Consider the following 13,602-nt stretch of genomic DNA (forward strand, 5'->3'; position numbering starts at 1 on the left):
CCCACAGTCACTGTTCGGCGGGCAGCCCCGCCACGAGCTCGGCGAACACCTCGGCGGCGGTGTCGTAGCGCACGAGCGGCGATGCCTGCCCCATCCACAGCCCCTGCAGCTCACCGAGCCCCTGTTCGTTGGCGGCGGTGCGGAACTTCCCGGTGAGCCAGTTCTGCATCGGGAAGGGCGCGATCGTCCCGCTCGCCTCGATGGCTCGCACGGCCCGGTTGCGAGCGCCGCGCGCGAGCCGCCCGCTCATCGCCCGAGTGAGCACCGTCTCGTCGGCGGAGGTCGCCCGGATCGCCGCACGGTGCGCATCCGTCGTCGCCGAGTCGGCGGTGGCGAGGAAGGCCGTTCCCACCTGCACGCCCGAGGCGCCGAGCGCGAGGGCCGCAGCGACACCCCGTCGGTCCGCGATGCCGCCCGCCGCGATCACCGGGACATCGACGGCGTCCACGACCTGCGGCACCAGCGCGAACGTGCCCACCAGCGAGTCTTCGGCCGGGCGCAGGAACGACACCCGGTGCCCCGCGGCCTCCATACCGGTCGCGACGATCGCATCGACGCCGCTCTCGGCGAGCGCGACGGCTTCGGCGACCGTGGTCGCCGTGCCCACCACTCGGATGCCGCGGCGACGCGCCTCGTCGATCAGCTCGGCCGACGGCACGCCGAACACCACACTGAGCACGGCGGGCGCGACCTCCCAGATCGCCTCCAGCTGCTCGTCCAGCGACGGCAGGTACTTCTCCGGCCGCGCGGGCAGTTCGACGCCGACCGCCTCGTAGAAGGGCTGCAGCGCCTGCGCGAAGATCATGTGCTGGGTGTTCGGTTCGACCTCGTCGCCGGTCGGCAGCCAGATGTTCACGCCGAACGGCCGGTCGGTCGCGGCGCGCAGTTCGGCGCCGGTCGTGCGGATGCGGTCGCCGTCGTAGCCGTAGAGCCCGAAGGAGCCGAAGCCGCCCGCGTCGCTCACCGCGGCGGTGAGCCGGACGGAGGAGAGTCCGCCATAGGGACCGAGGAAGATCGGATGCTCGATCCCGAGCATCCCGCGCAGGTCAGTCATGCTTCGACGCTACTCCCGCGTCGATGCCCGCAGCTCCGTTTCGAATCGCGCAACTGGGCCCGTTTTCGCCTCGAGCGGAACCAGTTGCGCGATTCGAGTACTGGGGAAGGCCCGGTGCTACCCTCGCTGCAGGAGGGAGAGCGCACATGGGCGAGTGGTTCGGGCAGATGCTGAGCATCCTCGCGACCGCGCTCGGGCTCGTCTCCATGCCGGATGCCGCGGCTCTCGGACTCGCCGTCGCCCTCCTCGCCGTGACGGCCCTCACCCTCGCCGTCGTGCTGAGCGTGCGCCCGGCTCTGGGCGCCGACGAGCCGCATCCGATCCGAGCGATCGATGTCGGCACGCTTCTCGCACAGAGTGATCCGGATGCCGCGGGGCATCCGCGTCCGCGGGCGCCGGGGTTCGCGACCGCCGCGTAACCCGACGGCAGGGGACGGCCCGGAAGGGCTCGTCCGTTCGCACGGGACTGCGCGGTCTTCGCCGACCCCTTCTCCCACGTCTCGAACGGACACCTCATGGACCCCTTTGCCTTTCCTCCCCTCGCCGCCCTGCTGAACGCCGCCTACGGCGCGCTGGTCGGCCTCTCCTCGCTTCTCGAACCTCTCGCCGGAGCATCCGCCGCCGCCCTCGCCGTCGTGCTCGTCACTCTCCTGGTGCGGGCAGCGCTCATCCCCGTCGGCATCTCGCAGGCGAAAGCCGAGCAGACCAGGGCACGCCTGGCGCCCCGGCTGCGAGAGCTGCAGCGTCGCCACAAGAAGAACCCCGAGCGGCTGCAGAAGGAGACCCTCGCGCTGTACCGCGACGAGAAGACCTCGCCATTCGCCGGGATGCTGCCGGTGCTGGCGCAGGCACCGGTCATCGGCATCCTCTACACGCTGTTCATCCGGCCGGTCATCGCCGGGCAACCGAACGACCTGCTCGCGCACGACCTCTTCGGTGCTCCGCTGGGTCAGAGTCTCGTCTCGGCGCTGTTCGGCGGGACGGTGACACCGGCCACCGCCCTGGTCTTCGCGGCCCTGCTGGCGGTGATGATCGCGGTCGCAGAGGTCACGCGCCGCGTCTTCCGACCAGCGTCGGTGGAGGGCGATGAGTCGCCGCTGAACTCGCCGACCATGCTGCGGGTTGTGTCGGCGCTGCACTACCTGACCGCGGTGTTCGCGATCTTCGTGCCGCTCGCCGCCGCGCTCTACCTCACTGTGACGGTGGTCTGGACGCTCGTGCAGCGGATCATCCTGCGGCGACGGTTTCCGCTGCCGGTCGCGACACGCGTCTGAGCGCCCTTCGTCTCGTCGCTGCGCTCCTCGCTCAGGAACCGGCACGCGGCGTGGCGGGACGCAGGCGAATCAGTCGGGCAGCGGGATCGGCGCGGTGAACGGTCCGGACCCGCTGTCGCCGCGCCGCTCGCGACGCACGCCGAGCGTGGTGCCGACGCTCGCCGCGATCACGAGTGCGATGGCCAGCATCCGCAGTGGGGTGGCGTCCTGTCCGAGGATGAGCCAGCCGGCGAGCGTCGCGAAGGCGGGCTCGAGGCTCAGCAGCACACCGAAGACCCGCTGTGGCAGCCGACGGAGGGCGGCCAGCTCGAAGCTGTACGGGATCACCGAGGAGAGCACAGCGGTGATCGCTGCGAGGAGGAGCAGCTGCATGTCGCCCGCGATGACCGACACGGTGGGGACGCCGACGGGCAGGAGCAGCACGGCGGCCACCACGAGTCCCATGGCCAGTCCACCGGTGCCGGGGATGAGTGCACCCACCCGGGCGCTCATCCGGATGTACATGGCCCAGAAACCCGCCGCGATGAGGATGAACAGCACGCCGAGCGGATCGAGCGGCTCGGCGCCGATCATGCCGTCGATCCCCAAGAGTGCGATGCCGACGAGCGCGACGCCCACCCACGCGGCGTCCGCGATTCGTCGGGTCAGCACAGCGGCCAGCACGAGGGGTCCGAGGAACTCGATGGCGACCGCCGGCCCCAGCGGGATGAGGTCGATCGCGGCGTAGAAGAACCCGTTCATCGCCGCCAGCGACACCCCGAACAGGGTCGCCGCCACCCACTGCTTCCGCGTCCATCGGCCCGGCCGCGGCCGCACGATCACGACCAGCAGGAGAGCGGCGATCGCGACGCGCAACGAGGTCACGCCCCAGGGCCCGAGGGCTGGGAAGATCTGCGCGGCGACGGCGGCGCCGAAGGGCAGTGACAGGCACGACCCGACGACGAGTGCGACGCCCACGAGGGGACCGGATGCCGCGGGCTTGTTCACCAGCCCAGCCTAGGCGTGATCGGTGGTCTGACCGCGGTCGGGGCGTGTCCCCTGGTCGGAATCAGCCGAAGAGGCGTGCGGTCAGGCCGGTGCGGCCGGAACCTCTGCTGCGCCCGGCTCTGCCGTCTCCGACGGCTCCGGAACGACGTACAGGCCGCTCGGCGCGTTCGCGGTGAAGGCGAGTGCTTCGATCCAGGCGCGGTTGATGGCGGGCTGGCGGCTGCCGAAGTACTTGAACACGAGCGAGCTGCCGGGCTGAATCCAGACGGTCGTCCGACCGCCGCCCACGCTCGCGTCTTCGCGCCAGCTGAAGGGGAACGGCTCGCCACGTCGCAGCTTGGCCGTGATGACGAGCTGCAGATGGGTGAGAGCGCGATCCTCGATCTCGGTCTTCACGCCACCCTCGTAGATGAACTTGCCCATGTTCTCCTCGTTCGACTGTGCGGAGGTCCGACGCCTGTCGGATTCGTCCCCGTGTGCGTAGCGTATGACCTTCGGGCATCCTGCACCACGACGGGCCTTCACTCTATCCCGGCGGCATTCCCGGACTCATGGAATCCGGGGCCCGGGACGCGGGTAGGGACCGGCGAGCAGGGAAGTCAACCCCCTTCGATGCGACCGTCGGGAACGCCTACCTTGGGGGTCTCGACTCGAGGAGGACATCTGCCATGAACGCACGACACATCGACGACCGTCCCGACGAAGGCAACACCCCGACGACCACGCATGCGGAGTACGGAGCGGGCAACCCTCTGCTGCGCATCACCCGCGACGGCGAGCGGATGGAGTTCCCGCTCGAGGCCGATACCGTGCGCATCGGGTCTGCTGACGGCAACGAGCTGCGACTCGCGGACACCGATCCGGTGCACGCGACCATCGAGCACGACGATCGCGACGAGTACGTGCTCACGATGCACGGCGAGGGCGAGATGAACGCCAACCCGGCCGCGGATGCCACGCACCCCGGCGACGCCACCGAGACGCTGCGCACGGGAGCAAGGTTCACCGCCGGTCCGTGGACGCTCGTCTTCGCCCGCGAGGAGTTCGCCGATCACGGCCGGCCCTTCGGGGGCCGCAAGGGCGGCGAGTATTCGGATCAGCCGCTGCAGCCGTCACGACCGGACTACGACGCGGGCGAATCGCCCGGATCCGCCGACGACCGCGGGATCTGACCGACCCGCGAAAGTTCGCAGAATGACGCGAACTTCGCAGGGGTTCCCGCGAGATCCTGCGAGATTCGTGCTGTTCTGCGAAGTTCCGCCGGCCGAACCCGCCGCGCGAGCCGGCTCAGCGGCCGGGCACCAGTCCGATCCGCAGCGGCGCGTCGCGTTCCGCGGCCTCGACGAGCGCCGCATCGATGTCGAGCAGGGAGCGCACCGCGCCCACCGCGTCGGCGAACGGATAGGCGCGCCCGCGCCCGGCGAGGAACGCCACGGCCTCCGCCAGCTCCTGGCCGGTGTAGTTGTGTACGCCGGCGACGGTGACCAGGCGGCGCACGATGCTCTCGGCGTCGAACGGCACCGGATCGGCCGGGAACACGCTCCCGACGAGCACCACCGTTCCGCCGACGGCCACGTCGTCGATCGCGGCGCCCACGGCGTGACCGGATGCTTCGATGACGACATCCGGCTCCCGGTCGAGGCTGCTCGCGCCGAACCTCCCGGCGAGGGCGCGGCGCGTGGGGTTCGGGTCGAGCACCTCGACGACGGCTCCGTGCTCGGCGGCGATCGCCGCGGCCGAGAGGCCGACGAGTCCCGCACCGTGGATGCGCACGGCAGCGCCCTCGAGGTCCCGGTCACGTCCGGCACGCGCGACGGCCGCCCAGGCGGTGGCGGTCGCGCAGGATGCCGGTGCGAGGACGGATGCCGACAGCGCCTCGGGTACGCGCGCGATCGCCGTGCCGTCCCGGAGCTGCACATGCGTGGCGAAGGCCCCGGTGAGATCGCCGTGCGCGCCGACGCGGTCGTGGCCGTACTTGCCGAGGGTGCGGCACTTCTGGGACATGCCGTGCAGGCAGCGGTCGCAGCTGCCGCATGAGATCGTCACCGACCAGACCACGCGGTCGCCGATGCGCAGCGGAGTGCCGTCGACCGCGTGCGCTCCGGAGTCGCCGGTGGCGATCACCCGTCCGACGCTCTCGTGCCCGAGCACCAGCGGGGTCGGGGCGGACCGGCGGCCCTGCACGGTGTGCACGTCGGAGCCGCAGATGGTCGACATCTCGACCGCGACCAGCACATCACCGTCGGCGAGCGCGACTCCGGGCACCGCGATCGTCTCGTGCGGATGCCCCTCACCCACCCACACCATCGCGGTGGCGGCAGGGCGCAGTGCGACGTCGCGCCGGTGACCGGGCGGACGGATCAACAGGGTGCCCATGTCACGCCGCCGTCTCAGGAGGCGGGGACGGCGCGGAGGAGCCCGCGGGCGGCGAGCGTGTCGCGCAGGACGGTCACGTCGTCGAGCACGGCATCCGGTCCCGCCGCCTCGAGGGCAGCGCGGTCGTGGGCACCGGTGAGGACCCCGGCGACGAAGCCGGCCCCGGCCCGGCGTCCGGACTCGACGTCGCTGACGGTGTCACCGGCGACGGCCACGGCTGCGACCGACGAGGCCTGCGTACGGATCAGCGCGGTGAGCACGAGGTCGGGCGCGGGGCGGCCGCGGCCGGCGTCGACGGGCGACAGCGCGAGGTCGACGAGACCCTGCCAGCCGAGTCCCGCGATCAGGACGTCGCGCGTGACCGGGGCGAAGCCCGTGGTGAGCACGACCGTGAGTCCGGCATCCTTCAACCCCTGGATCGCGTCGGCCGCGCCCGGGATCTCGGTGACGCCCTGCTCGGCGACGATCTCGGCGTAGGCGCCTTCGAAGGCGGCGGTGGCGCGTTCGGCCGCGACGACGTCGCCGTCGGCGAGGTGCGTGAACACGTCGATCTTGGACTGCCCCATCGTCACGCGCACGTAGTCGAGGGCTTCCGCCCACGGCATCCGCTCGGCGACCCCGGTGCGTACCGCTGCACGGTGGAATGCCTCCTCCACGACGCCGTCGTCGAGCACCGTGGTTCCTGCCATGTCGAGCACGACGAGTTCGATCGGGGCGAGTTCGAGAGGAGTGGTGGTGGTCATGATGTTCCTTCCATTGCGGGTGCCCACCCGAAGGCGGCGGTGAGATTCTCTTCGGCGAGCCCCAGACCCGTGGTCATTCCGATGCCGGTGGTCGCGGCGAGCACCAGCGCGCCCTCATCGCCCCGTTCGATGAGGAACTCCTGCGGGCCCTTGGCGTAGACGCCCTGCCAGCGTTCGAGCACGCGAGGGGCCGGCATGTCGAACAGCGCCTCGGCCTCGGCGAGGAACGCGGCGAAGGCGGCCTCGGGCTGGAACGGCGCAGGCGTCGTCGCCGTCGCGTGGGAGTCGCCGATGATGAGCGTGCCGTCGGGGAGCTGCGTGTACATCTGGTTCAGGTCGAGCGCGGCGAGGTCGGGGCGCTCGGCATGCAGGCGTTCGCGCAGCGCGATGGCCTCCGGTCCGTCGGCGAAGCGGCCGTAGCGCACGAGCGACCACCCGGTGAGCAGAGGAGCTGAGAGCGGATGCCGGAAGGTCACGGCCGCACGCATCATGTCGAGCGCACAGCGGACGACACCATGGCGCTCGGCGACCTCGGGCAGCAGCTGGTCGATGTCGTGATTCACGGCGACGACGACGTTCTCGCAGGCGATCGGACCGCGGGTGGTCTCCACGCGTCCGGCGCCCAGTGCTGTGACCCCGGTGCGGAACCGGAACTCCACGCCGCGCGCCTGCAGGTGCCGGACGATCGCGGCGGCCGCGGTACGCGGGTCGGTCTGCAGGTCGGTCTCGATGTGCGCACCGCCAAGCAGGCCGTCACGCCGAAGCGGTGCGAGGCGAAGAAGCTCTTCTGCCTCCAGCATCCGGATGCCGCCCTGACGCGCCGCCGCCTCGAGGACGGCGATCTCGTCGTCATGCCGGGCTGCGACCAGCGTTCCCGACTCGCGCAGCCAGAAGCCGGCGTCGCGGGAGAGGCGCAGCCACAGGTCCCGCGAGGCGTCGGCGTAGCGGCGTGCGTCGCCGCCCTGCGCTCCGATGCAGAGGTGGCCGAAGTTGCGGATCGTCGCGCCGGCGGGCGCATCCGTCCGGTCCACGACGATCACGCGCAGGCCGCGACGGACCGCCGCGTAGGCCGCGCCGAGGCCGACGATGCCGGAGCCGACGACGACGAGGTCGACCGAGTTCATCGACGCGCTCAACGGAACACCTTCCGCATCCACATCGCCAGTCCTTCGACCACGAGCACGGTGACGAGGATCATCAGCACGATCGCCGTCACGGTCTCGTAGCGCGAGCCCTGGCTGGCGTTGAGCAGGTAGTAGCCGACCCCGCCGCCGCCGACGATGCCGAGGATGGTCGCCGCGCGGATGTTGGTGTCGAGCATGTAGAAGCTGTGGCCGATCAGCGCCTGCATCCCCTGCGGGACGGTGGCCGAGGTGTAGGTCTGCAGGCGCGTGGCGCCCACCGCGCGGAGGGCACGCTCCGGCCCGCGATCGACCTCTTCGAACGAGTCGGCGATGAGCTTGCCGAGCAATCCGATGCCGCCGATCGCCAGCGCGATGACACCGGCCTGCGGACCGAGACCCGTGATCACCACGAGCACGATCGCGAGGATCAGTTCGGGGATGCCGCGGATGCCGACGAGCAGGAACCGCGCCGCGCCGCGTGCGCCGGAACTGGGCGCGACGTTGCGGGCAGCGAGCGAGCCGAGCACGATCGACGGCACGAGAGTGAGCACGGTGGCGGCCAATGCGATGGCGACCGTGTCACGCATCGCCTCGAACATCGCGCTCGCGTCGTAGCTGCCGAAGGACGGCGGCCAGAACTTCGCCGCGACCTCGGGGAGCTTGCCCCAGAAGGTGAAGAAGTCGAGCCAGTTGATCTGACTCACCACGACGCTGCCGATCACGACGAGCACGGCGACGATGCCGGCGATCGTGTGCTGCACGCGCTGTGCGGTCCACGGGCGGCGCACGGCGGTCTGCGGGCTGGAGGCCCACGCGGGGCGCCCGACCGCGGCCGCACCCACGGTCTTGCCGAGTCGGGGGTGAAGGATGCGGTCGATCCAGGAGCGCGTGTGCTTCTGCTGACCGAGCATCGCGCCGCGCACCAGGCTCGAGACGATCTCCATCACGACGCAGAGGACGAAGATCACCAGGGCGATGCCGAGGCCCTTGCCGTAGTTGAGCGCCTTGAACGCGTATGACATCTCGAGACCGAGACCGGCGACGCCGACGTAGCCGAGAACCACGCTGCCGCGCAGGTTGATGTCATTGCGGTGCAGCACCGTGGCGACCCAGCTGGGCAGCACCTGGGGCAGGATGCCGGAAGTGAACTCCTGCATCTTCGAACCGCCGGCGGCGCGGATCGCGAGGCGGGGACCCTCGTCGACCTGCTCGATCGCGTCGGCGAACATCTTCGAGATCATGCCGATCGAGTGGATGCCGATGGCGAGGATGCCGGGAAGGGTTCCGAGCGAGAACATGAGCACGAACGCCATCGCGAGGACGACGTCGGGCAGGGCGCGGGTGAGCACGCCGATGAAGCGGGCGGCTGCGCGCCAGCCGTTGCCGGGCGTGGTGTTGGACGCCGCGAGATACGCGATCGGCACCGATAGCACGGCGGCGAGGAGCGTTCCGACGAGCACGAGGCCGACGGTGAGGGCGATCAGCCAGACGAGGTCGCCGGGTTCGGGGAACGACAGGCCGCCGACGCGGGCCATGAAGTTCTCGGCGTTGCCCCAGCTCTCGACCATCGCGGGGATCGAGATGCCGACCTCGTTGATGGCCAGGACGCCGACCACCAGGAGGGCGAGGAGAGTCAGCGATGCGGCGATGCGCTCCGGGGAGACCGGACGACGGGGCGCGCGTTCGGCGACGCCGCCGGCGGGCGAGCCGGGGCCGCGCTGCCGGCCGGACTTCGTCGAGGGGCGGGCGACGACCGTCACGATGCCGCCACCTGCGTCGCGGCATCCGCCAGCTCCATGGTCACGGCGGCGATCTCGGCGGTCGTCGTGGCGACGCGGCCGTAGATCTCCATGACCTCGGACTTGGTGAGGTCGGTCGTGGGAGTGTCGAGCACGATCTCGCCGTGGCGAAGCCCGATGATGCGGTCGGCCCACGAGATCGCGAGGTCGACCTGGTGCAGGCTGCAGACGACGGTCAGACCCTCGTCGGCGGCGATCTCGCGGATCAGCGCCATCACCTGGTCGCTCGACTCCGGGTCGAGGGAGGCCACGGGCTCATCGGCGAGCAGGATGTCGGGCTTCTGCATGAGAGCCCGGGCGATGGCGACGCGCTGCTGCTGCCCGCCGGAGAGCGTGTCGCTGCGCTGGTAGGCGCGGTCGAGCAGTCCGACGCGGTCGAGGTGGCCGAGGGCCGCGAGCTTGGACGCCTTGGAGTATCCCCACAGGCCCAGGCGCGGCCCGCGCACCCCAGAGAGCGAACCGGTCAGCACGTTCTCGAGCACCGTGAGGGAGGGGACCAGCTCGAACTGCTGGAAGATGAAGCCGACGCGGCTGCGCAGTGTGCGCAGCGCCCGTCCCTTCAGTGCGGGGACCTGCTGTCCGAGCACCTCCACCGAGCCGGCGGTGGGGAGCTCGAGGCCGTCGAGGTGACGGAGCAGTGTGGACTTGCCGGAACCGCTGAGACCCAGCAGCACGACGATCTCGCCGCGGGAGACCTGCAGCGAAGCATCCTTCAGCGCCGTGGTCGACCCGAAGGTCTTCGTCACGCCCTCGAGGCGGATGAGGGCATCGGATGCCGCATTCATGGTTTCTCCTGGAAGATCGGTCGTTCTGCGATGGCCCTTCGTCTCGCTTCGCTCGCTCAGGGACCGGGAGGTGCGACCCGGGTCCTGAGCGAGGAGCGCAGCGACGAGACGAAGGACGTCGCTGCGCTCCCGGAGGTCAGGGAATCAGCCCTGGCACTGCTCGGCTTTGGTTTCCTTGCAGATGTCGCGGATCACGTCGTAGTACGCGTCGTCGACCGGCTTGGTCGCATAGAAGACGCTGCGGAACGAGTCGGAGTCGGCGCTGTCGATGCCTGCCGCGATGATGTCGTCGATCGTGACCTCGGCGAGGCCGTCGATCAGCTTCTTCGAGACGTCATCCGGCAGCGTCGAGGAGAACACCAGCGGAGCACCCGGGACCATCGTCTGGTCGATGACCTTCACGGCGTCCGACTTCTCGACCTCGGAGTCCTCGGCGAATCCGGCCTCGCACTCGACGCCTTCACCGGTCTTCTGCACGCTGACGTCGTGCTTGCCTGCGAACACCGGCGTGATGTCGGTCTTGGGGTCGATGCCCGCCTCGAGCAGGTTGTACGAAGGGAAGAGGTAGCCGGAGGTCGACGACGGGTCGACGAAGCAGACCTTCTTGCCCTTGAAGTCGGCGATGCTGGAGATGTCGCTGTCCTTGGGGACGATCGCCTGCGAGTAGTAACCCGGCTCCTGGCCCTCGTCGGTGACGATGGAGGAGATCGGGGTGAGCTTGGCGCCGTTGTTGGTGGCCGTGACGTAGGTGAAACCGGAGAACGACGCGACGTCGACCTTTCCGGCGACGGCAGCCTCGATGAGCGCGGCGTAGTCGGTGGACTCGTGGTACTCCACGGTCTTGCCCGTGAGGTCGGCGATGTAGTCCATCAGCGGCTGGTAGTTGGTCTCGGTGTCGACCGAGTCCGGGACGACGCCGAAGACGAGGGTGTTCTCGTCGACCGCGAAGCCGCCGTTGGACGACGACTCGTCGCCTCCGGGGGTGGACGTGGCGTCGGCTGCACCGGAACAGGCGGCAAGACCGAGGGCGAGAAGCGCGACGCCGGCGAGGGCGGGAAGAGCGCGAAGCTTCATGAGGACCTTTCAAGGGTGGGAGGGGTGATCCACGGAAGACTCTCGCATGCGGAGGCTTGAGATATATACCTAACTTGAAAGAGTTCAGCGCCCGTTTACCGGGCATTCTCTTGGGTGAACTCTGTCGTAACGGGATCCGCGGCCAAGACATGATCAAGTAGTGTGCCTATGTGGCCGAAGCTGTGTACACCCAGATCGCGGATGACCTCCGCGACCAGATCGCTGCCGGCGCTCTGCGCCCGGGCGATGACGTTCCGACCGAGGCGGAGCTCGCCGAGCGGTGGCACACGTCGCGCGGGCCGATCCGCAATGCCCTGGCCGCTTTGCGCGCCGAAGGTCTGATCGAGACCAGCAGAGGACGTCCGGCGCGGGTCGTCGCGAGAAAGGCCAATCAGGCGGTGGACGTGTCCGTACCGTTCACCCGCTGGGCGCGGGATCTCGGCGTCGCGCCCGGAGCGCAGACGCAGGAGTTGAGCCTGCGCCGCGCCGGGGAGATGGCGCCGGCGCTGGATGTCCGCCCCGACGACACGATCGTCAGCGTCGTCCGGCTGCGACTGCTCGATGGGCGTCCGACGATGCTGGAGCGCCTGAACTACACGGAAGCGGCAGGACGGAAGCTGTTCGACGTCGATCTCGACGAGGTCTCGATCACGGAGCATCTCTCTTCGGTGGGTCACCCGATCGTGAGCCTGCAGCATGTGATCGACGCGGTCGCCGCGGATGAACAGGATGCTGCGCTGTTGCGCGTTGCGCGGGGCACGCCGATCCTGCGCCTCAACCGGACGTCGCGCGACGCCGACGGGCGCATCTTCGAGGCCTCGGAGGACCGCTATCTCAGCGAGGTCGTGCGCTTCACCGTCGCGGCCTCCGGCATCTCGACCGATGGCCACTACATGCGAGCCGTGGGCGGATAGCGCCGAACCGGCTGTGTCGACGGATGCATCGGAGAAGATGATCCGGAGTCAGAAGGCGATCGCGAGCGCGCAAGTGTTTCAGAAGCCAGAAAGACCGCGCTCGCGATCGCAGCGCTGGGGACGCTTTATCTGGGGAGCCTTCAGGATATTTCGAAGGCGAACCTCATCTGAAGTGTCGAAGGTCGAGACCTGTACTGGACTTTCGTCCACATTCACGGGAACGTCGCGCGAAGTCTGCCCCCACTCTAGCGCGCTCTGAGACTGCTCTCACGCGATCGGGAGGCGTGCCAGCACCTGCCAGTGGCCGTCGACCTCTCCGGCAGTGAACTCGCCTCTCGCGCCGATCACACGCTCCGCCATCCGGCCGAGCCCCGTGCGGCTGGAGGACAGCTCGCGGCGGGGCGTCGTCGGGAGCGGACTCCGCAGCACGAGTTCTGCTGAGTCGTCGTCGAGATCGAGGCGGACCAGGACTTCGCCTGGTCCCGCGTACTTCAGGATGTTGGTCGCGGACTCGCGCACGATGCGAGCGAGGACGATCTCGGCGGCACGCGGGATGCGTTCGTCGTGGATGTCACCGTCGATGCGCACCGAGTGTCCGGCCGATTCGAATTCATGTCGAGCCTCGTCGATCGCGTCGGCGAGGTCGCCGGTCTGCATCTCGGAGGAACGAGGCCCGTCATCGGCCAGGTCGATCACGAAACGGAGATCCGCCATCGCTTTGCGCGCGGCGACGCGGATCGCCTCTCGTGAGTCATTGCTCGTCGAAGGATCTTCGAGCATCTGGACGTGCAACCCGACCACCGTCAGGTGGTGGGCGATGCTGTCGTGCAGCTCGCCGGCGATCCATCGTCGCTCAGCAAGCACAGCCTGTCGTTCCTGTTCCGCCTGCTCGACGAGCTGCCGCTCGAGGCGGCGTCCTCGCGCGAAGGCCAGGCGCAGGGCGAACCCGACAGCCCCTGCCACTGTCGCGAAGATGAGGTAGAAGCCGACGTTCACCGGGACGTTGGCTTCGCCGGAGGCGATGATCGCGCAGGCGACCAGGAACACGCCGGTGTAAGCGAGGACCAGTGCCGTCCACCCCAAGCGCATGACCAGCGCCGCTGCGAAAGCGGCCGAGGTCAGGACTTGCGTCTCCGTATCCGAGATGAACGACAGTGCGAAAACGAGCCCCAGCGCGCACGTGGCTACGAGGGGAGACCAGAGATACAGGGCGAATACGGCTGTGGACGCGATGCTCACCAGAGAGGTGATCGGGTTCGCGCCGGGTGTGAGGATCAAGTTCAGGACGTCGAGTGCCATGATGCCGCCGATGATCGCCAAGACGACCATCCGCTCGATCTTGCTGAGCTTCTCTCCGCGCGCCAGCCGGAATATATCCGGGGCTTCCCGAACCGACTGGTCAAAGGCCATGGTTCAGTATCTCCTATTCGCCAGGTACTCTAGCGGTAGAGACCAAACATCTTGCCAACCTG

14 protein-coding genes are annotated in these 13,602 nt (G+C 69.3%); 4 read left to right on the forward strand and 10 right to left on the reverse strand.

Going from position 1 to position 13,602, the window contains the following annotated elements; genetic code table 11:
- Positions 1 to 7 precede the first annotated feature (7 nt).
- Entirely contained in the window at positions 8 to 1,054 is a 1,047-nt protein-coding gene (locus V5D55_RS01795; protein WP_435747056.1) for an NAD(P)H-dependent flavin oxidoreductase, read from the reverse strand.
- A gap of 146 nt (positions 1,055 to 1,200) precedes the next feature.
- Here V5D55_RS01795 and V5D55_RS01800 point away from each other — a divergent pair, with 146 nt between their 5' ends.
- Both V5D55_RS01800 and V5D55_RS01805 read left to right on the forward strand, forming a co-directional pair.
- The gene (locus V5D55_RS01800) at positions 1,201 to 1,473 is read left to right on the forward strand and encodes a DUF6412 domain-containing protein (protein WP_435747058.1); all 273 of its coding nucleotides are present in this window, start codon (positions 1,201 to 1,203) and stop codon (positions 1,471 to 1,473) included.
- A 96-nt stretch (positions 1,474 to 1,569) separates the two neighbouring features.
- The gene (locus V5D55_RS01805; protein WP_435747060.1) at positions 1,570 to 2,328 is read left to right on the forward strand and encodes a YidC/Oxa1 family membrane protein insertase; all 759 of its coding nucleotides are present in this window, start codon (positions 1,570 to 1,572) and stop codon (positions 2,326 to 2,328) included.
- 69 nt (positions 2,329 to 2,397) lie between these two features.
- On the opposite strand, the gene V5D55_RS01810 is transcribed toward V5D55_RS01805, so the two are convergent.
- Both V5D55_RS01810 and V5D55_RS01815 read right to left on the reverse strand, forming a co-directional pair.
- On the reverse strand, positions 2,398 to 3,315 hold the full coding sequence (locus V5D55_RS01810) for an EamA family transporter (RefSeq protein ID WP_435747062.1): 918 nt from the start codon (positions 3,313 to 3,315) through the stop codon (positions 2,398 to 2,400).
- A gap of 81 nt (positions 3,316 to 3,396) precedes the next feature.
- Positions 3,397 to 3,738 carry an ATP-dependent DNA ligase gene (locus V5D55_RS01815; RefSeq protein ID WP_435747064.1) on the reverse strand — a complete coding sequence of 114 codons (342 nt, stop codon included), beginning with the start codon at positions 3,736 to 3,738 and terminating at the stop codon, positions 3,397 to 3,399.
- Positions 3,739 to 3,983: 245 nt separating this feature from the next.
- On the opposite strand from V5D55_RS01815, the gene V5D55_RS01820 reads away from it, so the two are divergent.
- Complete coding sequence (locus tag V5D55_RS01820; RefSeq protein ID WP_435747066.1) at positions 3,984 to 4,487, forward strand: hypothetical protein; 504 nt, start codon at positions 3,984 to 3,986, stop codon at positions 4,485 to 4,487.
- A 115-nt stretch (positions 4,488 to 4,602) separates the two neighbouring features.
- Here the strand turns inward: V5D55_RS01820 and V5D55_RS01825 are convergent, their stop codons facing one another.
- The 6 genes from V5D55_RS01825 to V5D55_RS01850 all read right to left on the reverse strand — a co-directional run bounded on the left by V5D55_RS01825 (position 4,603) and on the right by V5D55_RS01850 (position 11,216).
- Complete coding sequence (locus V5D55_RS01825; protein WP_435747068.1) at positions 4,603 to 5,691, reverse strand: alcohol dehydrogenase catalytic domain-containing protein; 1,089 nt, start codon at positions 5,689 to 5,691, stop codon at positions 4,603 to 4,605.
- A gap of 14 nt (positions 5,692 to 5,705) precedes the next feature.
- Positions 5,706 to 6,434 carry an HAD family hydrolase gene (locus V5D55_RS01830; protein WP_435747070.1) on the reverse strand — a complete coding sequence of 243 codons (729 nt, stop codon included), beginning with the start codon at positions 6,432 to 6,434 and terminating at the stop codon, positions 5,706 to 5,708.
- The gene (locus V5D55_RS01835) at positions 6,431 to 7,570 is read right to left on the reverse strand and encodes a TIGR03364 family FAD-dependent oxidoreductase (protein ID WP_435747072.1); all 1,140 of its coding nucleotides are present in this window, start codon (positions 7,568 to 7,570) and stop codon (positions 6,431 to 6,433) included. Before V5D55_RS01835 ends, V5D55_RS01830 begins: the two co-directional genes overlap by 4 nt.
- Positions 7,567 to 9,318: a phosphonate ABC transporter, permease protein PhnE gene (gene phnE, locus V5D55_RS01840; protein ID WP_435747074.1), complete on the reverse strand. Its 1,752-nt coding sequence runs from the start codon at positions 9,316 to 9,318 to the stop codon at positions 7,567 to 7,569. Before phnE ends, V5D55_RS01835 begins: the two co-directional genes overlap by 4 nt.
- Complete coding sequence (gene phnC / locus V5D55_RS01845; protein ID WP_435747076.1) at positions 9,315 to 10,142, reverse strand: phosphonate ABC transporter ATP-binding protein; 828 nt, start codon at positions 10,140 to 10,142, stop codon at positions 9,315 to 9,317. The genes phnE and phnC overlap by 4 nt, the downstream gene beginning before the upstream one ends.
- Before the next feature lie 144 nt (positions 10,143 to 10,286).
- Positions 10,287 to 11,216 carry a phosphate/phosphite/phosphonate ABC transporter substrate-binding protein gene (locus V5D55_RS01850; protein WP_435747078.1) on the reverse strand — a complete coding sequence of 310 codons (930 nt, stop codon included), beginning with the start codon at positions 11,214 to 11,216 and terminating at the stop codon, positions 10,287 to 10,289.
- A gap of 170 nt (positions 11,217 to 11,386) precedes the next feature.
- Between V5D55_RS01850 and V5D55_RS01855 the strand changes: the two genes are divergently transcribed.
- Complete coding sequence (locus V5D55_RS01855) at positions 11,387 to 12,130, forward strand: GntR family transcriptional regulator (RefSeq protein ID WP_435747080.1); 744 nt, start codon at positions 11,387 to 11,389, stop codon at positions 12,128 to 12,130.
- Positions 12,131 to 12,397: 267 nt separating this feature from the next.
- On the opposite strand, the gene V5D55_RS01860 is transcribed toward V5D55_RS01855, so the two are convergent.
- The gene (locus V5D55_RS01860; RefSeq protein ID WP_435747082.1) at positions 12,398 to 13,540 is read right to left on the reverse strand and encodes a sensor histidine kinase; all 1,143 of its coding nucleotides are present in this window, start codon (positions 13,538 to 13,540) and stop codon (positions 12,398 to 12,400) included.
- Positions 13,541 to 13,602: the final 62 nt, after the last annotated feature.

Source organism: Microbacterium sp. PMB16, from assembly GCF_051294855.1.
In the GTDB taxonomy this organism is placed as follows: domain Bacteria; phylum Actinomycetota; class Actinomycetes; order Actinomycetales; family Microbacteriaceae; genus Microbacterium.